Annotated in this window: 23 protein-coding genes; 6 read left to right on the top strand and 17 right to left on the bottom strand. The window is 68.3% G+C overall.

The features are described 5' to 3' along the window. Positions 1–71 precede the first annotated feature (71 nt). The 5 genes from proC to ACWF99_RS22525 form a co-directional block, all read right to left on the bottom strand. Positions 72–890, bottom strand: coding sequence for a pyrroline-5-carboxylate reductase (proC, locus tag ACWF99_RS22545; RefSeq protein WP_378634139.1), 819 nt, complete (start codon positions 888–890; stop codon positions 72–74). A gap of 28 nt (positions 891–918) precedes the next feature. After that, positions 919–1785 (bottom strand): thioesterase family protein, encoded by an 867-nt coding sequence (locus ACWF99_RS22540; protein ID WP_452537289.1) that lies wholly within the window; start codon positions 1783–1785, stop codon positions 919–921. Between the two features lie 189 nt (positions 1786–1974). Further along, positions 1975–2859: a sugar phosphate isomerase/epimerase family protein gene (locus ACWF99_RS22535; RefSeq protein WP_378634133.1), complete on the bottom strand. Its 885-nt coding sequence runs from the start codon at positions 2857–2859 to the stop codon at positions 1975–1977. A gap of 16 nt (positions 2860–2875) precedes the next feature. Continuing rightward, positions 2876–4942: a hypothetical protein gene (locus tag ACWF99_RS22530; RefSeq protein ID WP_452537288.1), complete on the bottom strand. Its 2067-nt coding sequence runs from the start codon at positions 4940–4942 to the stop codon at positions 2876–2878. A gap of 26 nt (positions 4943–4968) precedes the next feature. Beyond that, positions 4969–5955, bottom strand: coding sequence for a Ppx/GppA phosphatase family protein (locus ACWF99_RS22525; RefSeq protein WP_378634128.1), 987 nt, complete (start codon positions 5953–5955; stop codon positions 4969–4971). A 65-nt stretch (positions 5956–6020) separates the two neighbouring features. Here ACWF99_RS22525 and ACWF99_RS22520 point away from each other — a divergent pair, with 65 nt between their 5' ends. Both ACWF99_RS22520 and ACWF99_RS22515 read left to right on the top strand, forming a co-directional pair. Next, positions 6021–6899, top strand: a complete 879-nt coding sequence (locus tag ACWF99_RS22520) for a hypothetical protein (protein WP_378634125.1) — start codon at positions 6021–6023, stop codon at positions 6897–6899. A 70-nt stretch (positions 6900–6969) separates the two neighbouring features. After that, positions 6970–7299, top strand: coding sequence for a hypothetical protein (locus tag ACWF99_RS22515; RefSeq protein WP_378634123.1), 330 nt, complete (start codon positions 6970–6972; stop codon positions 7297–7299). A 187-nt stretch (positions 7300–7486) separates the two neighbouring features. Here ACWF99_RS22515 and ACWF99_RS22510 read toward each other — a convergent pair whose 3' ends face one another. The 3 genes from ACWF99_RS22510 to ACWF99_RS22500 form a co-directional block, all read right to left on the bottom strand. Continuing rightward, positions 7487–8176 carry a response regulator transcription factor gene (locus ACWF99_RS22510; protein ID WP_056814516.1) on the bottom strand — a complete coding sequence of 230 codons (690 nt, stop codon included), beginning with the start codon at positions 8174–8176 and terminating at the stop codon, positions 7487–7489. Next, a complete protein-coding gene (locus tag ACWF99_RS22505; RefSeq protein ID WP_056816211.1) occupies positions 8173–9411 on the bottom strand; it encodes a sensor histidine kinase in 1239 nt (412 codons plus the stop codon). The genes ACWF99_RS22510 and ACWF99_RS22505 overlap by 4 nt, the downstream gene beginning before the upstream one ends. Before the next feature lie 130 nt (positions 9412–9541). Continuing rightward, entirely contained in the window at positions 9542–9922 is a 381-nt protein-coding gene (locus tag ACWF99_RS22500) for a winged helix-turn-helix transcriptional regulator (protein ID WP_452537287.1), read from the bottom strand. Positions 9923–10032: 110 nt separating this feature from the next. Here ACWF99_RS22500 and ACWF99_RS22495 point away from each other — a divergent pair, with 110 nt between their 5' ends. Beyond that, positions 10033–10749 (top strand): NADPH-dependent F420 reductase, encoded by a 717-nt coding sequence (locus ACWF99_RS22495; RefSeq protein WP_452537286.1) that lies wholly within the window; start codon positions 10033–10035, stop codon positions 10747–10749. 18 nt (positions 10750–10767) lie between these two features. On the opposite strand, the gene ACWF99_RS22490 is transcribed toward ACWF99_RS22495, so the two are convergent. From ACWF99_RS22490 to ACWF99_RS22475, 4 genes are all read right to left on the bottom strand, one after another. Continuing rightward, complete coding sequence (locus ACWF99_RS22490; protein WP_378634114.1) at positions 10768–11115, bottom strand: DoxX family protein; 348 nt, start codon at positions 11113–11115, stop codon at positions 10768–10770. A 135-nt stretch (positions 11116–11250) separates the two neighbouring features. Further along, the gene (locus tag ACWF99_RS22485) at positions 11251–11988 is read right to left on the bottom strand and encodes a phosphoglyceromutase (RefSeq protein ID WP_378655545.1); all 738 of its coding nucleotides are present in this window, start codon (positions 11986–11988) and stop codon (positions 11251–11253) included. Positions 11989–12015: 27 nt separating this feature from the next. Further along, a complete protein-coding gene (locus tag ACWF99_RS22480; protein ID WP_170112119.1) occupies positions 12016–12192 on the bottom strand; it encodes a KOW domain-containing RNA-binding protein in 177 nt (58 codons plus the stop codon). A 76-nt stretch (positions 12193–12268) separates the two neighbouring features. Beyond that, positions 12269–13171: an ROK family protein gene (locus tag ACWF99_RS22475; RefSeq protein WP_452537285.1), complete on the bottom strand. Its 903-nt coding sequence runs from the start codon at positions 13169–13171 to the stop codon at positions 12269–12271. Between the two features lie 187 nt (positions 13172–13358). On the opposite strand from ACWF99_RS22475, the gene ACWF99_RS22470 reads away from it, so the two are divergent. Beyond that, positions 13359–14534 carry a lipase family protein gene (locus ACWF99_RS22470; RefSeq protein WP_378634106.1) on the top strand — a complete coding sequence of 392 codons (1176 nt, stop codon included), beginning with the start codon at positions 13359–13361 and terminating at the stop codon, positions 14532–14534. A gap of 51 nt (positions 14535–14585) precedes the next feature. On the opposite strand, the gene ACWF99_RS22465 is transcribed toward ACWF99_RS22470, so the two are convergent. The 5 genes from ACWF99_RS22465 to ACWF99_RS22445 form a co-directional block, all read right to left on the bottom strand. Next, positions 14586–15080 carry a type III secretion system chaperone family protein gene (locus tag ACWF99_RS22465; protein ID WP_378634103.1) on the bottom strand — a complete coding sequence of 165 codons (495 nt, stop codon included), beginning with the start codon at positions 15078–15080 and terminating at the stop codon, positions 14586–14588. Beyond that, positions 15077–16435 (bottom strand): D-inositol-3-phosphate glycosyltransferase, encoded by a 1359-nt coding sequence (mshA, locus tag ACWF99_RS22460; protein ID WP_378634495.1) that lies wholly within the window; start codon positions 16433–16435, stop codon positions 15077–15079. Before mshA ends, ACWF99_RS22465 begins: the two co-directional genes overlap by 4 nt. Before the next feature lie 152 nt (positions 16436–16587). Next, the gene (locus tag ACWF99_RS22455) at positions 16588–17580 is read right to left on the bottom strand and encodes an alpha/beta hydrolase (protein WP_452537362.1); all 993 of its coding nucleotides are present in this window, start codon (positions 17578–17580) and stop codon (positions 16588–16590) included. A gap of 434 nt (positions 17581–18014) precedes the next feature. Then, positions 18015–19028 (bottom strand): alpha/beta hydrolase, encoded by a 1014-nt coding sequence (locus tag ACWF99_RS22450; RefSeq protein ID WP_378634097.1) that lies wholly within the window; start codon positions 19026–19028, stop codon positions 18015–18017. 120 nt (positions 19029–19148) lie between these two features. Next, the gene (locus ACWF99_RS22445; RefSeq protein WP_452537284.1) at positions 19149–19967 is read right to left on the bottom strand and encodes an alpha/beta fold hydrolase; all 819 of its coding nucleotides are present in this window, start codon (positions 19965–19967) and stop codon (positions 19149–19151) included. 125 nt (positions 19968–20092) lie between these two features. On the opposite strand from ACWF99_RS22445, the gene ACWF99_RS22440 reads away from it, so the two are divergent. Next, the gene (locus ACWF99_RS22440) at positions 20093–20827 is read left to right on the top strand and encodes an SDR family NAD(P)-dependent oxidoreductase (protein WP_378634091.1); all 735 of its coding nucleotides are present in this window, start codon (positions 20093–20095) and stop codon (positions 20825–20827) included. A 295-nt stretch (positions 20828–21122) separates the two neighbouring features. Next, a complete protein-coding gene (gene mscL, locus ACWF99_RS22435; RefSeq protein WP_378634088.1) occupies positions 21123–21575 on the top strand; it encodes a large conductance mechanosensitive channel protein MscL in 453 nt (150 codons plus the stop codon). Positions 21576–21597 lie beyond the last annotated feature (22 nt).

Below are 21597 nucleotides of genomic sequence, written 5' to 3'. Positions count from 1 at the left end.
GAGCTTAGCGGGACCAGTGGGATTACTGCGACGGGTGTGAGAAATCGGTTTTCAAACCGGGTACCCGTTTGTCACTCGTTCGTTGCGCCCTGTTCGGCGGACCGCTGCTTGGCCGCGTGTAGGGCCTCGGTGAACGTCGAGCGCAGCGCGCCTCGTTCGAGTTCGCGCAGTGCCGCGGCGGTGGTACCACCGGGCGAGGTGACCGCGGCGCGGAGCTCGGCCGCGCTCTGCCCGGTTTCGTCCAGCAGCGCCGCCGAACCGATCATGGTCTGCACGACCAGTTCGCTGGCCACCTCGCGGGTGAGGCCGAGACCGACGCCCGCATCGATCATCGCCTCGACGACCAGGAAGAAATACGCCGGTCCCGAACCGGATACCGCGGTGACCGCGTCCATCTGCGCCTCGGGCACCGTCACCACTTTGCCGACGGCTTCGAGCATCTCGCCGACCTGCTCTAGCTGCTCCGGCTTGGCGTAGCGACCGGGCGATTGCACACTCATACCCTGTCCGACCAGCATCGGCGTGTTCGGCATCACCCGCACCACCGGGAAACCGGCGGGCAGTTTCGACTCCAGCCGGGCGGTGGAGACACCGGCGGCCAGCGAGACGAGCACCTGATCGCGACCGTTGTCGAGGTCGGCCTTGGACAGATCGGTGAGCACCGAGTCGACCACCCCGGGCTTCACCGCGATCACCACGATGTCGGCGCCCTCGACGGCGTCGGCGACCGAACCGCTCACCCGCACCTTGAAGCGCTCGGCCAGCTGCGCGGCGCGCGCGGCGATCGGCTCGACCACGACCAGATCTTTGGTCGCCCGACCGGATTCGAGCAATCCGGCCACCAGCGCCTCACCGATCCGACCGCCACCGACCACCGCAATTCTCGTCATGAGGACAAGGTTAGTTGGCCCGGTCGCTTCAGCGTGCCGCCGGGATCAGGGCCAGCTGGCGACTCTGGGCGACGACTGCACCGGTCGAGTCGATGACCAGGTGGTCCTCGTCGAACATCCGCTCACCGACCTCACGGGCGGTCGCGATGACGCGCAGCCAGCCGGGCGCGGGGACGCGGCGCAGATACGTGGTCATCTGCACGGTCGGCGACCACCCGAAGTGGCCGAGGTTCATCGGCACCGGCGGGCTGATGTCGGCGGCCATCATCGCGAAGGCGGCGCGCGCCCGCGGATCGGCTTCGTCGCCGTCGAACGGGCGGATCCACAGCCGCAGCCGGGGCGGGCCGGTCTCGCCGCGCAGGAATTCACCCCAGGTCGGGTCGATCACCATGTGGGCGCCCTGGCTGACGTGCACGATCTTGCCCATCGGCGAATCGGCGGAGTAGCGGAACGCCTCGTCGACCGGCTCGGCGGGCATGTCGGTGTCGGGGCCGCTCCAGCGCGTCTCGGTGGAGTCGAGATGGCCGAAGGTGAACGCGGTCCGGACGAGGGTGCGGCCGTTCTGGATCAGGTCCACGTCGGCCAGGCAGATCTGGCGGCCCTTCTTGCGGATGTGCACCGCGTATTCGACCTCACCGGGGTCGGGGGCGCCGAGGAAGTCGGTGCTGGCCGCGATGGGCGCCATCCGGGCGAGCGATTCGTCGGCCTCGGTGAGCCAGCGGGTCGCCGCGGCGGCGGTGGCCGCGACCATGGTGCCGCCGTGGACTTTGGGGCCGATGGTCCAGGTGGGCGCGATGACGCCGGCGTAGCGGCCGGTCTCGGCATCGGTGGTGGTGAGCTCGGTCAGGTCGAGGACCTGGCTGAACGGCGCGTCGGTCGCGAGTTCTCGCGTCATCGTCACTCCTGGTCGAGGGGCACACAGCAATTCGTACAGCGTACAAGCATGGTGGGGTTCGAAGTATTCCGCGCCGGGCAGGGGGCGGGATGCGAGCGGTGGTGACGCATCAGGGTGACCGAGTCCGGATAGCTGAGAGCTGTGTGTGTGGAGCGCCGGCGCGCTCGAGGGGGCCCCGGGTGCCTTCCGTTACGGCAGATCGGCGTGGCGAGGTTGGGGGTCAGGGGTCGCGCCGGTGAGGTGGCGGCGGGCGAAATCGAGGGTGCGCGCCAGCTGGGTGGAACGTTCGGCGGTGGTTCGCGCGTTCTGGGTATTGATCTCGGCGACCGCGTGGCCGCGAAAACCGGTGTGTATCAGGTGTTCACACAGTTGCGCACAGGGCTGGGTGCCGTCGCCGGGCACCAGGTGCTCGTCGTGCGCGGCGCCGCGACCGTCGGCCAGGTGCAGGTGGACCAGGCCCTCGCCCATCCGGCGCGCCAGCTCGAGCGCGTCGGCGCCCGCGGTCGCGGTGTGCGAGAGGTCGAGGGTGTAGTGGTCGAAGCCGGTGTCGGTCGGATCGAAGGAAGGGCTGAACGCGCTCACCGCGCGGCCGGGACCCGCGCGCCGTTCCAGCCTGCGCACCGCGCCGTCGCGGAACAGGGTGTCGGCCCGCATCGGGAACATGTTCTCCACGGCCACCTTGACCGGGTGATGCGCCTCGAGCTCACCGACCTGATCGGCGAAACCCCGCGCGTAGCGGCGCTGCCAGCGAAACGGCGGGTGCACCACCACGGTGTCGGCGCCGAGCGCCTCCGCGGTCCGCACGCTGCGTTCCAGCTTGGCCACCGGGTCGGCGCCCCAGACCCGTTGGGAGATCAGCAGACACGGCGCGTGCACAGCCAGCACCGGGACGCCGTAGCGCTTCGCGTAGGACTGCACCGTCGCGATGTCCTGGCTGGCCGGCTCTGCCCAGACCATCAATTCCACACCGTCGTAACCCAATTCGGCGGCATAACGGAACGCCGCCTGCGTGTTCTCCGGATACACCGAGGCCGTCGACAGCCCGATCGCGATGTCCGCCCGTGCGTTCCCCACAGCCCACTCCCTGTATTCAGCTGGTACTGAGGAGAAAGGCTAGCGGTCCCAGCGTCACGAAGACGCCTACGACGACGGCGATCACGGTGCTGAAGATGTCGTCGGTGCGGCGCAGGATGCGAACCAGCGCCACCAGACCGAGGATCACGACCGTCGCCAGCGCCAGCGCCACCAACGCCATCGACTCCCACAAGGTCTCGAAACCCTTGAACAGCAACATTCCGGCGACCGCCGCGCCCGCGCTCTGCGCGCCCAGGATCATCCACTGGCGGCGGTTGGCGTTGTCGCCGTCGCCGCGCGCCATGCTCGATACGCGCGCGGCACGGCTGGCCACCGACCCGCCCGCCCGGTTACCCGACAACCTGCTCGCGGCCCGCGACTCGGCGACGCTGCCGGTCCTCGACTTGGCCCGGCTCGCCACCTTCGCCCTCGCCCGGTCGGCCAGGGTCACGGCGGCCGCCTTGGTCGCGGCGCGCCTGCTCGCCCTGGTCGGCTTGGGTTCGTAGTCGTCGTCGTAGTCGTCATCGTCGAACGCCGCGTCGTCGTACTCGGATTCGGCGTAGTCGGCGTCGGAGTAGTCGTTGTCGACGTAATCGCGGTCGACGTAATCGGACTCGGCGTAGTCGTCGGTGTCCTCGTCGTCGACCTGATCGGCGCCGACCCGGTAGACCTCGGTGTGCGCGTCGGCGTCGGGGCCCCGATCGGCGCGCTGGCGCAGCAGGTCCCCGGCCACCGACTGCCCGGACACCAGCGGCTGCTCCTGGCTGACCGGCGACCACGCGGCCGTCGGGAAACCACCGCTCTCCGGCGCGGGCGCGTTCTTGTCCGGACGATGCCTGCGCGCCGACCACGACGGCAACCCGCCGGACTTCGGCTCGCCCCGTCGGCGATCCAGCGAGGGGCGCTGATCCGCGCCACGTGCCGGCGGGGCGTCGGTGCCCGGCGCGAGGTTGTAGGCCTGGGTGGCATCGGCGCCCGGCGGCGGAAATCCGTTGAAGGCTTGCGCCGCGTCGGCACGACCCGGCGCGGGCTGCCCGTTCAGCCCGGGGGCGCCGTTACGCCCCGCCCCGTTGAAACCTCGCGCGGGCTCGGCGCCCGGCCGCCCGTTGACCGGCTGACCGTCGAAAGACTCGCCCGGCCGCCCGTTGAAGCCCGACGCGGGCCTGCCGTCGAAAGACTCGCCCGGCCGGCCGTTGAAGCCCGGCCCTGGCCGGCTGTCGAAGGACCCGGTGCCCCGATGCTCGTCGAAGCCCGATCCGGCCTGATTGTCGAAACCGGGCCCGATGTCGGGGAGCGCGTCCAATCCACGCGACTGCCCCGGTCTGCCCATGAATGCCTGTGGCGCGTCGATGCCCGCCTCGTAGAGCGGCGCGTCGAACGACGGGCGGCCCGGCGCGGGGCTCGCCTCGATGGCCTCTTCCGCGGCTTCGGCGGCTCGCCTGCGCGCGGCCCGGCCACCGGTGACCGGCGGCGGTTTCGGCGGCTCGGCGTACGGGGCGGCCTCGGGCTCATCCGGTCGATGCCGTCTGCCCCCGCCGACCGCGGGTAGCGCACCGGAACCGAACATCTCGGCGATACCGGGATCGACCGGCTGCGTGGGACCGCCGGGAACACCGAGGCGACCCGGACCGCGGCCTCCCCCACGAGAACCGGCATCGCGCGCTTCGGCACGGAACGGCCCGAACGGGTCGGACGACGGTCGCGGTTCGGCGAGTCCGAGTGGATCGCGCGGATCGGGCGCGGAGTACCCCGCATCGGGGTCGAATCGGGTGATCGGGCCCGACATCGGCGAGAAGGCCGGTTCGGCCGGACCGGGCGGCGGGTAGGGCGCGGGCTGGTAACTCGCGGGCGGTTCGTAACTCGGCGCGGGCTCGGGGGCGTAGGTCGGCGCCGGGACATAAGCGGGCGGGGGTTCCGGCGCGGGCGGTGCGGGCGCGGCGTGCGAGTTCGGCTTGACCGCCGCGTTCTCGCCGGTCAGATCGTTGACCGAGAGTCCGCGCCCACTACGTCGTCGTCGTCCACCGCCACCGGAGGAAGCGGGCGCGGCCCCCTGCGCGGCGTTGCGCGCCAGCAGCTCAGCCACCGATAGCTGTTTAGAATCCTCGCTACTCATGCCGACTCCACTTCCGCGACCGGCGTGACCGGCGGCACCGCGGCCGGTCCACCTCCGTTGGGCTCGGAGTCCAGTTTGCGCAAGATGAGGCCTTCGCGCAGCGCCCATGGGCAGATTTCGATGCTGTCGAGCGATAACGCCCGCATACTCGCCTCCGCGACCAATGCGCCGGCCACCAATTGCTGGGACCGATCCGAACTCACGCCTTCCAGTTCCGCGCGGTCCGACGCGGTCATCCGGGAGATGAACGCGATCAGCTGGCGCAGACCGGAGCTGGTCAGTGTACGTCGCACCCGCGGACCGGCCGCCGAGGGTGCCGCGCCGGTCAGCCGGGCCAGCGAACGGAATGTCTTCGAGGTGCCCACGGCCAGGTCGGGCCTGCCCGCGTCGATCATCGTCTTGGACGGGACGACCAGTTCGGCGTCGAGCCAGTCGCGTAGGACCGCGATCTTGCGCTTGCCCGGCGGGTCGTCGCGCAGCCACTCCCTGGTGAGCCTGCCCGCGCCGAGTTGCAGCGACAGCGCCACATCCGGTTCCTCGTCGCCGCCGTTGGACAGCTCCAGCGAACCGCCGCCGATATCGAGATTGATGATCCGGCCCGCGCTCCAGCCGAACCAGCGGCGCACCGCGAGGAACGTCAGCCTGGCCTCGTCGTCGCCGGAGAGCACCTGCAGATCGACACCGGTCATCGCCCGGACGCGGGCGAGCACTTCCTCGGAATTGGTCGCCTCGCGCAGGGCCGAGGTGGCGAACGGCATCAGCTCCACGCACTTGGAATTGCGTGCCAGATCAGCGAATTCGAGGATGGTCGCGATCAGCCGCGCCTCGCCCTCCTCGGTGATCCGGCCCACCGAATCCATGCTCTCGGACAGGCGCAACGCCGACTTCGTCGAGCTCATCGGCATCGGGTGGCCACCACGATGGGCGTCCACCACGAGCAGGTGGACGGTATTGCTTCCGACATCGAGAACACCAAGCCGCACACGAATACGGTACTTGGTGATCCGGTACAGCAGGCCAGGCGACTGAACTGTTAGCGTCACGAGTTGTGACCGAAGGCGCATCTGGCACCGCGGAGACCGGGCTCCGACCTGGGCGAAAGATCGACCCGACCCCGGAAGTCGAGCTCGATTTCCCACGGGAGTGGATCGAGTTCACCGATCCAGCAAACGACGAGCACCAGATCGTCGCCGATCTGACGTGGCTGCTGTCGCGCTGGACGTGCGTGTTCGGCACGCCTGCCTGCCAGGGCATCATCGCCGAACGCCCCGACGACGGCTGCTGCTCCCACGGCGCTTTCCTGGCCGACAAGGACGACCGCAAGCGCCTCAACGGTGCTGTGAAGATGCTCACACCCGACGACTGGCAGCTGATGGGCGAGGCCACCGAGAACGGCAAGGTCGTCAAGAAGGGTTACCTCGAACTCGACGAACTCGAGGACGAACCGGCCCTGCGCACCCGTCGCTTCGACGGCGCCTGCATCTTCCTCAACCGTCCCGGATTCGCGGCAGGTCCCGGCTGCGCGCTGCACATCATGGCCGTGCGCAAGGGCATCGAACCCCTGGAAGTGAAGCCGGACGTGTGCTGGCAGCTGCCGATCCGGCGCACCCAGGACTGGGTGGAACGCCCGGACGGCGAGCAGATCCTGCGCACCGTGGTCACCGAATACGACCGGCGCGGCTGGGGACCCGGCGGCCTGGATCTGGATTGGTACTGCAGCGGCTCTCCCGACGCCCACGTCGGCGCGAAGCCGGTCTGGCAGTCCTATGGCCCGGAACTGCGTGAGCTGCTCGGTGCGCCCGCCTACGACGAACTCGCCAAGCACTGCCGTCGGCGCGAGGGCCTCGGCCTGGTCGCGGTGCATCCGGCGACGGTCGAAGCCGAGCGGATGAACCCCGAACCTCACAGATCGAATCACGCGGAGTGAAAGCCTCGTAACCATTCGGTTCATCTGTAGGTCGTGCATCCGTCACCGAACTCGGGTTGGATAGCTGTTCATGTCCAAGAAAGCGATCTACGCAGCGACCCTCGCGATCGGCGCGACCCTCTCCATGACCGGCCTGGCCAATGCCGAACCGAACGGTGATCCGGCCGCGTACGCGGACTTCACGGCCGACTTCGTGAACTACAACGACCCGGCCGCGATCGACGCCGCCAAGAACGGCAAATACATCATCATCAGCACGAAGGGCACCTCCTCGCCCATCGGCTGCCGCGGCAACGGCGCCGACGTGCCGATCTACGACTGCAAGCAGTTCGACGGCGTGGAAGTGGTCGCCCTGAAGAAGATCGACACCCCCCTCGGCACCGCATGGAGCGTGTTGTAAAAGTCCTCCCGCTCGTCAACGAACGAAAGGTCCCGTCGGAAATCCGACGGGACCTTTTCATTGAGCCCTGGTCTGGCGAGTACATGGGTAACTCACCGGGTACGAGCGAACGCGGCGAGCACCCTTACCGCAGCCGCACACACGTGTCTCCCCGCGCCTGGATCTGGCTAGAGTCGCGGGGAGGCGGTCAAGCTTCGAGCTTGTAGCCGAGTCCTCGCACAGTCACCAGGTGTTCCGGCTTGGCCGGGTCTGCCTCGATCTTCGAGCGCAGTCGCTTGACGTGCACGTCGAGGGTCTTGGTGTCGCCCACATAGTCGGCGCCCCAAACCCGGTCGATCAGCTGGCCGCGGGTCAGTACGCGGCCGGAGTTGCGGAGCAGGTACTCGAGGAGGTCGAACTCCTTGAGCGGCAGGGTGACCTGGCCACCGTTGACGTGCACGGTGTGGCGGTCCACGTCCATCCGCACCGGTCCGGCCTCGAGGACGCCGTTCTCGCTACCGGAGTCGAGCTCGTCACCCGCGCCGCGGCGCAGCACCGCCCGGATCCGGGCGATCAGCTCGCGCGCCGAGTAGGGCTTGGTGACGTAGTCGTCGGCGCCGAGTTCCAGCCCGACGACCTTGTCGATCTCGCTGTCGCGGGCGGTCACCATGATCACCGGCACGCCGCTGCGCGTGCGCAGCTGCTTGCACACGTCGGTGCCGCTCATGCCGGGCAGCATCAGGTCCAGTAGCACGATATCGGCGCCGGAGCGGTCGAATTCGGCCAGCGCGGACGGGCCGTCGCCGACGACGGTGACGTCGAAGCCTTCCTTGCGAAGCAGGAACGCCAGCGGCTCGGCCAGCGAATCCTCGTCTTCGACGATCAACACACTCGTCATCTGCGTGCCTCCACACCGTTCGTTCGTCCCGCGAGAGTGCGCGGGACGGTGGTTTCTCTCGTGGTGGACTCCGGCGTCTGTTCCGCGTCCTCGTCCCCATCGGTTTCCAGATGGGCGGGGATGCGCAGCGTGAACGTCGAGCCGGTGCCCAGTTTGCTCCACAGGGTGATTTCGCCGTTGTGGTTGGCCGCCACGTGTTTCACGATGGCCAAGCCGAGCCCGGTGCCGCCGGTCGAGCGGGAGCGGGCCTTGTCGGAGCGGAAGAACCGCTCGAACACCCGTTCCTGGTCTTCCTTGGCGATCCCGATGCCTCGATCGGTGACCGCCATCGCGACATGATCGCCGCGCAGCGACCGGCTCACCGACACATGCGAACCCTGTGGCGAATACGCGATCGCATTCTCCACCAGATTCGACAGCGCGGTCACCAGCAACGTTTCGTCGCCGAGCACTTCCAGCCCGCTGGGCCGGTCGGTGCTGACGGTGATGCCCGCGGCCTCGGCGGCGGTGCGCGAGCGGTCGACCGCCTGCTGCACCACCGTGTCGACGTCGACCACGGCCAGATCGGGCAGTTTCTCGGCGCCCTGCAATCGCGACAGCGCGATCAGCTCGGTCACCATCTTGCCCAGGCGCCGGGATTCGCCCAGTACGCGGGAGCCGAAGTGCCGCACGGCCTCGGGATCGTCGGCCGATTCCAGCATGGCCTCGGCCAGCAAGCTCATCGCACCGACGGGGGTCTTGAGTTCATGGCTGACGTTGGCGACGAAATCGCGCCGCGTCGCCTCCATGCGGGCCTGCTCGGAATCGTCGTCGGCGAACAGCACGACGAAGCTGGTTTCCTCGCGGGAGAGTTTGCGGGCCACACCACGCACGGCGATCCGGCCGCGGCCGGGTAGCGGGTTCTTGGCGGTGAGGTCGTATTCGGCGGATTCGCCGGTCGCGAGGACCTTCTCCACCGCGGCCCACGCGCGTTCGTCGAGCAACCGGTTGCGGACCAGCCCGAGTTCCTCGGCGCGCGGATTCACCAGCACCACATCGCGGTATTCGTCCACCACGGCGATGCCGGACTCGGAGGCGAGCACGATCAGGTCGAGCACCTGCGACATCGTCAGCCCGGTGTCTTCCTGGGTACGGGCGGCCTGCCTGGCATTGACGAACGGGATCAGCAGGCCACCGACTGCCAGCCCGACGACAGCCGCGAGGACTGCCAACAGCACGGCCTGCGGAACACTCACAAGATTGATCGTACGAGTGCGGACCGACATAACGTCGGCGGGTCGACGAAGTTTCGCGCAGGTCACAGGCACTTGGCATGGCGTTCTTTTGCCGTTCACCCAGCAGGCACCTGGACCTTCGCCGGGCGTGTCAGCCGGGCGGTTCGCCGTACATCGCGGTGCTCACCGCGGGCCCGTGCTGGTCGACCCATGCGCCGAGCGCATAAATCGGAACGAGCAGATCGTGGCCCGCTTCGGTGAGTTCGTACTCCACTCGCGGTGGCGCTTCGGCATACCGCCGCCTGCGTACGAGCGTCATCCGCTCCATCCGCCGCAACGTCTGGGTCAACATCTTCTGGCTGATCCCGCCGGCCCCCGTCAGAAGTTCGCTGTGACGTTGCGGACCATCGCGCAACAGGTACACCACCACCGGCAGCCACGAGTTCGCGAACAGGTCCACCGCCATTCGCGCGGGACAGTCGGCCTCGTAGTCACCGTAGGGCGGGTATTGCACCGGTTCGGCGGCGGTCATGGGTACCAGCGTGCCACCGCCGATAGGCACCCGCGGGTGCCTATCGCCCTTTCTAGCGTCGGTGTGGTCGATGCCACCGGGCTCGACACCGGCGAATCACGGGAGTTCTCATGCGTATTGGAATCATCGGCGCGGGCGCGATAGCGTCCGCGTTGGGCGGCGGCTGGGCCACGGCGGGCCACGAGGTGCGGATCGGGGCGCGCTCGGCCGACTCGGCGCGGGCACTCGCGTCCGAGCTCGACGCGATCGGTGGCGCGGGATCGGATGCCGACCGGGCGAGCAAGCCTGTGGTCGACGTGCGACCGGCGACGATCAGCGCGGCGATCGCCTTCGCCGAGGTAGTGCTGTTCGCGGTACCCGTGAGCGCGCTCACCGAACTGCTCACCACACACGGCGCCGAGCTGGCCGGAAAGATCGTCATCGACTGCACCAACGCGTTCCTGCCCGACGAATCGGCGCCCGACGGCGTCACCGCGTTCGTCCTGAGCGAGGACGCGGTGGCCGAACGCATCGCCGCGGCAGCGCCGAAAGCCCACGTGGTCAAGGCCTTCAACCTCCTCGCCGCCGAGGTGTGGGCGGGCGCCGGCCGAGTCTTCGACGGTGTGCGGTTGGCCGTCCCGATCTGCGGCGACGACGCGGCGGCGGTACAGACAGTGGCCCGGCTCGCCGAAGACCTTGCTCTGCGACCGTTCACCGCGGGCGGCCTGCACCGCGCCAGGTATCTGGAGGCGACCTCGGTCTTCACCGTCGGCCTCTGGTTCGCCGGCCTCGATGCCCGCGCGATGTTGCCTCCACTGTCGGCGGCCTTCGCGGTCGCCGGCGCCTGACACGGGTCGCCGGGACGTTCAGGCGGCGATCCCCAGCCCCAGCGCAACGGCGACCGGCGCCAGGTACAGCACCGGGAACGCGACCGTCTTGTACGACCGCGCCCGCAGCACCGTCACCACCGCACCCGCGAAGTACAGGATCAGCCCGATCGCGGCGAGAACCCCGATCACCGGCACGAACAGGCCGATCAGCAGCCCGATCGATCCGAGGGCCTTGGCGATGCCCAGCGGTGTCCACCAGGTCTGCGGCACGCCGTATTCCACCAGCGGCTCCACCACGAAGGGGGCCCGGCGCAGCAGTGAGAACGCCGAGAACCCCACCCACAGTGCGGCGACGACAGTAACGATGACGTAGGCGGTGAACATGGGCGTAACTCCTTCGGCAACCGCGTGTTTCGCGGTATCTACCGAGGTGACGACACAGCCGGTACGAGTGTGACATCACCAGAAAGAACCGGCCCCACACCTTTCGAAGGTGCGGGGCCGGTTTCCGGCAAGGAGTTACTTACCGCCCTGATTGGCGACAGCGGCGGCACCGGCGGCAGCGGCAGCCGGGTCCAGGTACTCGGCGGCTTTCACCGGACGCATGTTCTCGTCCAGTTCGTAGACCAGCGGAATGCCGGTGGGGATGTTCAAGCCGGAGATGTCCTCATCAGAGATGCCGTCGAGGTGCTTGACCAGCGCGCGCAGCGAGTTGCCGTGTGCGGCGACCAGCACGGTCTTGCCGGTCAGCAGCTCCTTGGAGATGGTGTCCTCCCAGTACGGGACCATCCGCTTGACGACATCGAGCAGGCACTCGGTCTTGGGGACCTCGATGCCCGCGTAGCGCGGGTCGCCTTCCTGGCTGTACTCGTTGTCGGGCTGGATCGGCGGCGGCGGGGTGTCGTAGCTGCGGCGCCACAGCATGAACTGCTCCTGGCCGTACTGCTCGCGGACCTGTTCCTTGTTCTTGCCCTGCAGATCGCCGTAGTGGCGCTCGTTGAGGCGCCAGTCGCGCACGACCGGGATCCACAGCCGGTCGGCGGTGCCGAGCGCGTTGTCAGCGGTGCTGATCGCGCGGCGCAGCAGCGAGGTGTAGACGACATCGGGCAGGATGCCTGCTTCTTTGAGCAGCTCCCCGGCCCGCTTGCCCTCGGCGATGCCCTTGTCGGTGAGTTGGACGTCCACCCAACCGGTGAAGAGGTTGAGGGCATTCCATTCGCTCTCGCCGTGGCGCAGCAGCACGAGGGTGTAGGTCATAGGGGTCATTCTGACATTGCGGTGATGTCAGGCCCACTCCACCTCGTCGAAGCCGATGACGATCTCGTACGGCCCGCCCTTGACCAGCGCGTCGACCTGTAATCGTGACGCCACCGAGTCGACTTCGCGCACTACGGCGCACACTCCTTGGAACGGACCCTCCGGAATATGGACGACATCGCCCGGCACGTAGTCGGCAGCCACCTCATGGAGGCTACGCCCGCCGGTGACCAGGCCGAACGAACGCGCCGAGCGCACTGCCGGCCGGACCGAAGAGTCCTCACATCGCCTCAAGCCGCGCGGCCTCGACCGCTAGCACCCCCGCACCGACCAGCGTGGCTCCTTCGCTCAACGTCGACAGTTCCACCGACAGTTCCTCGACGAACTCGAGCCGCGCATGCCGGGCGACGGCAGCGCGCAACGGTCCCCACAGCGGCTCCCCCGAATGCGCGAAACCGCCGCTGATCACCACCCGATCCACATCCAGTAGCGCGGCAGCCGACGAGATCGCCTGACCGAGGGCGGTTCCCGCACGCGCCATGGCGGTGAGCGCGATCGGGTCACCGCGATGCGCGGCCTCGGCGAGCTCCATCCCGCTCTCCCCTGCCCAGCCACGCTCCCGCGCCCAGCGCACCGACGACAGCCCGCTCGCCACCGCCTCGACGCACCCGAATCCCCCACAGGGACAAGCGGTGTCATCCCCGGGCACCACGATGTGCCCGATGTGACCGGCGTTTCCCGTGCGCCCCACCACAACCCGGCCGTCGGCGATGATCCCCCCACCGACACCCGAGGACACCGTCATGGCCAGGCCGTTGTCCACCCCGCGCAACCCGCCCACCCGATGCTCGGCCAGCACCAGACAGGCGCCGTCGATGGCCAACCGCACCACCGCGTTCGGGAACAGCGCGCGCACGTGGTCGACGATCGCGAACCCGCCGCGCCACGCCGCAAGGTTCAACGGCCTGATCATTCCCGCGGGCACATCGACCGGCCCCGCCGCTCCGATCCCGACCGCGCTCACCTCGTTGTCACCTGCCACAGCGACCAGAAGGTCTCGACACGCCGCCCACGGATCGTCGGAGGCAGCGGGGGCCTGACGCACCCCGTGTAGCCGGTAGTGCGGGTCCACAACTCCCGCAGCGAATTTCGTCGCCCCGATATCGAGCGCAAGCACCGCCATCACCACTCCTACCTCGCGTGCCGGGCCGCGTCGCCGCACACCTCGCCCGCACCTGATGTGAGTCATCACAACATGTGGCACGCGACACTTTGACTACTGGTCGGTACAAATCACAGGTTTTCGTTAGATACTTCGACACGGGTCGGGTCGTCTCGTTGGGCAGCACTACTGTTGATGAAGGAAAGCTGTGTCGAAAATCGCTGTATTGGTGTTGAGTCTGCTATCGGTAGGCTTGTTCGCCGCACCCGCGGGGGCGAACCCGCTGTATCCGACGCCTGATCCGGATCCGTTCTTCACCGCACCTGCCGACATCGCCGCGCTGGCACCCGGCGACGTCGTGCGCACGCGCCACATCGACACCTGGATGTACCCCGGCACCGAGGGCCACCAGGTCGCGTTCCGCTCCACCAATTCGGCGGGCAACGCGATCATGGGCATCACCACCGTGCTCATGCCGGTCGGCGTGAAGAACCCGCCGCTGGTGTCGTACCAGGCGCTGATCAACTCGATCGGCACCCGCTGCAACCCGTCGCAGTCGCTGTTCAACGGCGAGCTGCAGGACGCGCCCGGCGCCATGCTGCCGTTGGCGCGTGGCTGGGCGATCTCGGTGCCCGACTACCTCGGCCCGACGGTGGCCTACGGTGCGGCCAAGCTCAGCGGCATGGTCACCCTCGACAGTGTGCGCGCGGTGCAGAAGGTCGCTGAGCTGGGTGTCGGTAACTCGCCGGTCGCGATCGCCGGCTACTCGGGCGGCGGCATGGCCACCGCGTGGGCGGGCGCGTTGCAGCCCACGTACGCACCGGAGCTGAAGCTCGCGGCCGTGGTGTCCGGCGGTATCCCCGCCGATCTCGAACTGATGGCCGACGCACTGGGTTTCCAGCCGCACCCCGGCTTCGGTCTCGCCTTCGCCGCCGCGATGGGCATCGAGCGCGAGTACCCCGAGCAGGTGCCGGTGTCGGACCAGCTCAACGAGAACGGCCTGTGGTTCCGTGAATTCACCAAGGACGCGTGCCGTCGCTTCCTGCTGTTCCACGGCGCCCTGCGCAACGCCGAGCAGATGGCGGCGTCCAAGGAGCTGATGGGCAGCCAGGTGGCCCGTGGGGTGCTGCGCGAGAACAGCCTCGTGCACTTCCAGGGCGCGCCGACCGCACCCACCTACATCTGGCAGGGCAAGTACGACATCCTCACCCCGTACGCCCCGGTCGCCGAGACCATCGCCCGCTGGTGTGGTCAGGGTGCCCCGGTCCAGCTGAACACGGTCGAGATCTCCGAGCACATGACCGCCGCCGTGGCGGGTTTCCCCGACGCGTGGAACTACGTCGAGGCCCGCTTCCGCAACGAACCGGTCCCGACGAACTGCTGAGCTGAAACACGATGCCGGACAGGAACTTTCCTGTCCGGCATCGCTGTGTTCTCAGACCTTGTCGGCGTCGTCGATGATGTGCTCGAAGGCGCGCAGGTTCTTCAGCGACTCACCGCGCGAGACCCGCCACTTCCATTCCTTGCGAATGGATTCGGCGAACCCGAGCTCGAGCAGGATGTTGAAGTCGTTGTCGACCGCTTCGAGGATCTGACCGAAGATCCGGTCGAGTTCGTCGGCGGTGACCGACTCGGCGGACATGCGGCCCACCAGGTAGATGTCGCCGACATTGTCGAGGGTGTAGGCCACGCCGTAGAGGCGGCGGTTGCGGCGCAGCAGGTATTTGTAGACGCCTTCGAAGTTCTCGTCGGGTTTGCGGCACACGAACGATTCGATGCGGACACCGTGCTTGCCGACGGTCAGCATCACCGTGGTCTTCAGCTTGCGCTCGCCGGGCAGCACCACGATGAAGGTGTCGTCACCGTGGCGGGTGTACTCGATCTCGCGATCGCGCAGCGTGTCGTCGATAACCTGCGAAACGGCGCTCACCTGCGCACTCCCGTCCGGCGCCGCAACAGCGCCCGCGATCTGGCCTGCCTGGTCTCGCCCGCGTGCAGGGCGATGGGACCGCGTTCGGTGCGGAATCCGGCCATCGCGGCAGCGTAGCTGTCGAGCAGGCCGTCGGCAGTGTGCGCCCAGGAGAACCTGCCGGCGTGCTCCACGGCGGTGGCGCCCATGCGGGTGAGCCGGTCGGGATCGTCGAGCAGGGCCGCCAGCGCGTCGGCCCAGTCGGGGGTGCGATGCCCCGGCACGAGCAAGCCGGATTCGTGGTTGCGGACCGCGGTGCCGAGGCCGCCGACATCGGCGGCGAGGACGGGGGTACCGCTGGCCTGCGCCTCGATGGCGACCAAGCCGAAGGATTCGTTGTAGCTGGGCACGGCCACCACATCGGCCGCGCGATACACCTGCACGAGCTTGTCGGCGGGCTGCGGCGGCAGGAACGTGACCCGTTCGGCGATGCCGAGGTCGGCGGCCAGTTCGATCAGCGCGTCGGGCCTGGCCAGTCCGGTGCCGGACGGTCCGCCCACGATCAGCACGCGCAACTTGCGGCTCGGATCTCGGCTCAGGAGTTCGGCGGCCGCGCGCACGAGGACATCGGGGGCCTTGAGCGGCTGGATCCGGCCGATGAACGCGACGATCTGCTCGTCGGCGCGCAACCCGAGCTCGGTGCGCGCGGCGAGCTTGTCACCGGGCCGGTAGCGGGTCAGGTCGGCGCCGGGCGGCACCACGTCGATGCGGTCGGGCGAGGCGCCGTAGAGCTCGACGAGCTGCCGGGCTTCGTCACCGGTGTTGGCCACCAGCCGGTCGGACTCGGCGATCACCTGCTTCTCACCGATCACCCTGGTCTCGGGTTCGGGAGTATCGCCCTCGGCCAGCGCGGCGTTCTTCACCGCGGCCAGGGTGTGCGCGGTGTGCACCAGCGGCACCCGCCAGCGGTCGCGTGCCAGCCACCCCACCTGGCCGGACAGCCAGTAGTGCGAATGCACCAGGTCGTAGTGGCCCGGCAGATGCCGCGCTTCCTGGCGCAGTACCTCGGCGGTGAACGGACACAGCTGGGTGGGCAGCTCGTGTTTGTCGAGTCCCTCGAACGGGCCCGCGACCACGTGGCGCACGATCACGCCGGGTGCGGCTTCGGCCACCGGCGGCAGCTCCGAGGAGGTCGCCCGGGTGAAGATCTCCACCTCGGTGCCCCGTTTGGCCAGCTCGAGCGCGGTTTGCAGCACGTAGACATTCATCCCGCCCGCGTCCCCCGTACCGGGCTGCGCCAGCGGCGAGGTATGCACCGACAGCACCGCGATGCGATGGGGCAAAAGATCGGGACGACGCTGGCTCACACCCTCCAGTGTGCACGCCGCGACGCCGCCACCGTTGCCCCTACCGGGTTCGGTGACGGCTGTCACAGCGTGTTCGTGAGTGAGTTCACGTCCTCGTCGTGGTCGAGCCTGCCCGATCCGCGGTCCGCGCGCGAGCGGATTTCGGCCCTCGCGTTCGGCCGTCACGCGCGGTGCAGCGCCGCCTCGAACACGGGCCACGATTTGTGCATGTCCTGCTCCCAGTAGCCCCACGAGTGAGTGCCGTTGGGGCGCATGTCCACCGTCGCGGGGATGCCGAGTGTCTGCAGTCGATCGCGCAGCTGCTGGGTGCACAGATTCGTGACGGCTTCGAGCCCGGCGCCGAACAGCAGCTGCATGGTCAGCTGCGCCGGGTCGCCCTGGGCGGCGGTGATGGTGTCGTACGGCCCGGGAATGCCGGTGCCGGAGGAGATGTAGACGTCGGTGCCGCGCAACGCTTCCGCGTGCAGGTAGGGGTCGTTGGCCGACCACGCGGGATCGGTGGGTGGGCCCCACATATTCGCCGCGTTGCCGAGCCTGCTGCCCACCACCGTCCGCACGATCGCCTGTCCGCGTGGATCACTCGTGCGCACGCACCCGCTGTAGGACCCGATCGCCCGGTACAGGCCGGGTTCGGCGAGCGCGAGCTGGAACACCGAGGTGCCCGCCATCGACAGTCCCGCGATGGCGTTGGCGCCGGTGCCGCCGAACTCCGCGTCGATCACGGGCGGTAGTTCCCTGGTGAGGAAGGTGGTCCAGCGCTGCTTGCCGAGCACCGGGTCGTCGGTTCGCCAGTCGGCGAAATAGCTTCCGGCCCCGCCGAACGGGATCACCACATTGACCTGTTTGTCCTTGAAGAACTCGACGACATCGGTGCGATCGAGCCAGTTGCCGTCGGCGCCTCCGCCGACCCCGTTGAGTAGATACAGCGTCGGCGCGGGCGCTTTCGGATCCGCGGCCCGCAACACCCGCACCCGGGTGACGATGTCCATCGCCGGTGAGTACACGCCCACATCGATGGTGCGATCGGGTTCGACCCGCTGATCCTCGATACGTGCCGCCCCCGGTTCGGCACCCGCGGGCACCCCGGCCACGACACCGGCCAACAAGCCCAGCACGGCCACTGCGACCCGTACGCCCACTGCCCGACCAAACATCATCGAACTCCGATCTCGACGCCGAATCCTCTTCTCCACATACGATCCAACGACATTCCAGAACGCTACACACGAATTCAGCGGAAGTCTGTGACGATTCCCAGAAGATTTTCCTGAATTCTGGACGTTCGATCCGATTGGTTAGCGAGAACAATCACAGGCCGATCACATCAGCGCGGCAGACCAATCACGCCGATCACTCTACCTGCGTAGGAGCCCGACTCGCCCGGCACGACCGGCGCTCCCGCCGACAGATATCGCCTGCGCGAATAGACCGACCGGACCTTTTCATCCGAGGCCGCGAATTGCGAAACATGACGCAACATGTCTGCAAACTTATTCGCATCACCGGAATCGGCGGTGAAGTCCGCACCGAAAACCGCAGGCAGGTCACGTCGGTACCGGCCGCCGCCGCGACCGGCGCGCGGGAACGTTCAGCCGACGCGCAGGGCCGCGGCGAACAGCGGCCAGGAGTGACGAAGATCCTCGCGCCAGTAGCCCCAGGAGTGAGTTCCGTTGGGGCGCAGGTCGACTGTGGCGGGGATGGCCAGGTCGTGGAAGCGGGTGGCGAGCTGCTGGGTGCACAGCGCGGTGACCGCGTCGAGCGCGCCGCCGATGATCAGCTGGTCGACGAGCTTCATCGAATCACCGTGTAGCCCCGGCCCGTCGACAGTGTCGAGCACACCGGGAAGACCGGTACCGGAGGAGACGTAGATCGCCAGGCCGCGCAGGCGCTCGGCGTGCAGGAAGGGGTCGTTGGCGGCCCAGAGCGGGTCGCCGGGTTGTCCCCACATGTTCACAGGGTCACCGTTCTGGCCGGAGACGACGGTGTTGACGATGGCATGCCCCTGCGGACCGCTGGTGGAGACGCAGCCGCTGTAGGAACCGACCGCCTTGTACAGCGCGGGCGCGGCGAGCGCCAGCTGGAAGGCGGCGGTGCCCGCCATCGACACGCCCGCAACGGCATTGGCTCCGGTGCCGTGGAACTCACGGTCGATGACGCGGGGCAGCTCGCGAGTGAGGAAGGTGGTCCAGCGCTGACGGCCGAGGACGGGGTCGTCGGCCTGCCAGTCGGCGTAGTAGCTGCCCGCGCCGCCGATCGGCATCACGATGGTGACCTGCTTGCCGGCGAAGAAGGTGTCGGCGTCGGTGCGGGTGAGCCAGTTGCCGCCGTCGCGCCAGTCACCGGACGGGCCGACGCCGCCGTCGACGCCGTTGAGCAGATACAGGACGGGCGCGGTCGCCGAACGGTCGGCCGCGGGCAGCACCGCGACGGTCACCGGTTTCGCCATGGCGGCGGAGTGCACCACCAGCTCGACGACGCGGCCGGGACCGGGCTCGACGGAAATCAGCCGCGCGGCGTCGGTGGCCGGACTCGCTCCGGCGACCGGGGCGGCGCACACCATGACTGCCACGAGAGCCGGCACACATCGCGTCAAGACGCTCATGCGCCACCTCCATGCCCGGCCGTGGGACATGGCCGTCGAGCTTCAGAGTAGGTCGCCCTCACCTGCCCCGGACATGTTTCTGAAACATTGTCGATTCAGAGCAGGCGTGGCCCGCCGAGCTCACTCCAGCGCGTCGATAAACGCGCTGACCTCGGCGAGGAAGCGTGGCCGGTCCTCGATGAACAGCCCGTGCAGAGCGCCTTCCCAGAAGGAACCGCGAGCGTCAGGGGCATTGTCGAGGATGTACTGACCATTGGCCGCCGGGACCACCGGGTCATCGGTGCCGTGCAGCACCAGAACTGGAACATCCAGGGCGCGCAGGGTTTCGGTGTTGTCGATCGTGCGGTAGAACAGCGCCTTGCGCACCGAGGGCGGGGTCGCCAGACTGCCGCCGAACAACCGCTGCGCGTCGACGCCCTTGTCCGCGCCGGGCCCGGTATTGGCGTTGCCGAACACCGAGAACGCCCGCACCGCCCGCCCGGCGGCCTCGTCGAACACGCCCGGAATCGCCTTCTCCATCGACGGCCCCGGTGCCGCACCGGGCACATCGCGCCCGATATGGGCGGGCGCGCCGCAGTAGACGACACCGGCGACAGCCGAGGTGCCGTAGGTAGCGAGGTAGTCGGTGGCGACGATCCCGCCATAGGACCAGCCCAGCAGCACCGCACCGGCGTCGACACCCTCGGCGGCCAGCACCGCGGCCACATCGCCCGCCCACGCCTTGGGGTCGTCGTAACCGGCGCCGGGGTCGTCGGAGTACCCGTGTCCGCGCAGATCGACCGCGATCACCCGATAGCGCTCGGCCAGCTCGTCCGCGGCCGCCCCCCAGCACCGCAGATTCCCGGCCCACCCGTGCAGCAGCACCAGCGGCCTACCGGTACCGATCACCCGGTAGACGATCCTCGTTCCATCGGCACTGACAGCATCGCGAATAGCCATACCGACAGGTTAATCGGCGCGGTCACGAAGGATTCCCCAGCCGCGCACGGCCGCGGCGAACGCCTGACATCACCGTGATCGGAGCCATGGCGGCCGGGAATCCTGGGCGAATAAGATCGGCAAACATGAGCATTCGCACCGCTGTCGTCACCGGGGCCAGCTCGGGAATCGGTGAAGCCACCGCCCGGGAACTGGCGAAGCAGGGTTATCACGTCTACGTCGGTGCCCGCCGGTTCGACCGCGTGCAGCGCCTCGCCGAGGAGATCGGCGGCACCGCCATCGAACTCGACGTCACCTCCGAGGAATCGGTGCGCGCGTTCACCGACGCCATCGACCACGTCGACGTGCTGGTCAACAACGCCGGCGGCGCGAAGGGCATGGCCGCGGTCATCGACGCCGACCTCGACGACTGGCGCTGGATGTGGGAAACCAACGTCGTGGGCACCCTGCGCGTCACCAAGGCGCTGCTCCCCAAGCTCATCGCGTCCGGCGACGGCCTGATCGTCACCATCACCTCCATCGCCGCCCTGCACACCTACGACAACGGCTCCGGTTACACCTCCGCCAAGCACGCCCAGGCTGTCGCCCACCGCACCCTGCGCGGTGAGCTGCTCGGCAAGCCGGTCCGCCTCACCGAGATCGCCCCCGGCGCCGTGGAAACCGAGTTCTCCCTGGTCCGCTTCGACGGCGACGCCGACCGCGCCGCCAAGGTCTACGAGGGCATCGATCCCCTGCACGCCCAGGACATCGCCGAAATCGTCGGCTTCGTGGCCACCCGCCCTCCCCACGTCAACCTCGACACCATCGTCGTCAAACCCCGAGACCAAGCGGGCCCCGGCTCCTTCGCCCGCCGCTCCTGAGTACGTTTCCCCAGTTCGGCACCACCTACTCCCCTCAAACGTGAGACTCGACACCTGCACTCGTCGGGTTCGCCGCCCAGCCCGTCGCACGACGCGACGAGCCGGGCGGTCAATCCGCGCGCGGGACAGGCGAATCCGGCGCGACAGCCGTTCGAGTGGCGAGAGTGGGCGTGGGAATTGATACTGGGAGCGGGCGGTTCGATCGTTGCTGCGAATTCGCCGCGATACTCGAACTGGCATTAACATCGCCGTTTGCCGTTAGCCAGCCCCTAGGAGTAGAAGTTCGATGCTCGGTATGAAGTCTGTTTTCAGTGGGTTCAAAGATTTCCTGATGCGCGGGAACGTCATCGACCTCGCGGTCGCGGTCGTGATGGGTACCGCGTTCACCGCGGTGGTCACCTCGTTCAGCAAGGGACTCATCAATCCGCTGCTCGCGGTGTTCGGCTCGACCAACGAACTGGGCCTCGGCGTCCAGCTGATCGCCGACAAGCCGGCGACGTTCATCGCGCTCGGCCCGATCATCACCGCGTTCATCGACTTCTTCATGGTCGCCGCGGTGCTGTACTTCGTGCTGATGCTCCCGATGAAGTCGCTGAAGAACAAGTTCGGCACCACCAAGGACGCCGAGCCCACCGAGACCGAACTGCTCATCGAGATCCGCGACCTGCTGGCCAAGCAGCAGGGCCTGAGCACCGACCAGGCCGTCGCGCTGAGCAAGGAACGCGCCAGCGAGTCCGTCGAGGCGTAGTCGCCTCCGATTCCCCCGTCCG

It is taken from the genome of Nocardia sp. NPDC055002 (genome assembly GCF_053608825.1).
The sequence above is the reverse complement of the archived record's forward strand: the minus strand, read 5'-3'. Positions and strand labels throughout refer to the sequence as shown.

Bases quoted from the DNA above. Each gene is read 5' to 3' on its own strand.
- proC (WP_378634139.1), bottom strand. From the start codon at position 890: ATGACGAGAATTGCGGTGGTCGGTGGCGGTCGGATCGGTGAGGCGCTG.
- mscL (WP_378634088.1), top strand. From the start codon at position 21,123: ATGAAGTCTGTTTTCAGTGGGTTCAAAGATTTCCTGATGCGCGGGAAC.
- ACWF99_RS22485 (WP_378655545.1), bottom strand. From the start codon at position 11,988: ATGACCTACACCCTCGTGCTGCTGCGCCACGGCGAGAGCGAATGGAAT.
- ACWF99_RS22510 (WP_056814516.1), bottom strand. From the start codon at position 8,176: ATGACGAGTGTGTTGATCGTCGAAGACGAGGATTCGCTGGCCGAGCCG.
- ACWF99_RS22495 (WP_452537286.1), top strand. From the start codon at position 10,033: ATGCGTATTGGAATCATCGGCGCGGGCGCGATAGCGTCCGCGTTGGGC.
- ACWF99_RS22500 (WP_452537287.1), bottom strand. From the start codon at position 9,922: ATGACCGCCGCCGAACCGGTGCAATACCCGCCCTACGGTGACTACGAG.
- ACWF99_RS22455 (WP_452537362.1), bottom strand. From the start codon at position 17,580: ATGTTTGGTCGGGCAGTGGGCGTACGGGTCGCAGTGGCCGTGCTGGGC.
- ACWF99_RS22445 (WP_452537284.1), bottom strand. From the start codon at position 19,967: ATGGCTATTCGCGATGCTGTCAGTGCCGATGGAACGAGGATCGTCTAC.
- ACWF99_RS22540 (WP_452537289.1), bottom strand. From the start codon at position 1,785: ATGACGCGAGAACTCGCGACCGACGCGCCGTTCAGCCAGGTCCTCGAC.
- ACWF99_RS22475 (WP_452537285.1), bottom strand. From the start codon at position 13,171: ATGGCGGTGCTTGCGCTCGATATCGGGGCGACGAAATTCGCTGCGGGA.
- ACWF99_RS22450 (WP_378634097.1), bottom strand. From the start codon at position 19,028: ATGAGCGTCTTGACGCGATGTGTGCCGGCTCTCGTGGCAGTCATGGTG.
- ACWF99_RS22440 (WP_378634091.1), top strand. From the start codon at position 20,093: ATGAGCATTCGCACCGCTGTCGTCACCGGGGCCAGCTCGGGAATCGGT.
- ACWF99_RS22490 (WP_378634114.1), bottom strand. From the start codon at position 11,115: ATGTTCACCGCCTACGTCATCGTTACTGTCGTCGCCGCACTGTGGGTG.
- ACWF99_RS22515 (WP_378634123.1), top strand. From the start codon at position 6,970: ATGTCCAAGAAAGCGATCTACGCAGCGACCCTCGCGATCGGCGCGACC.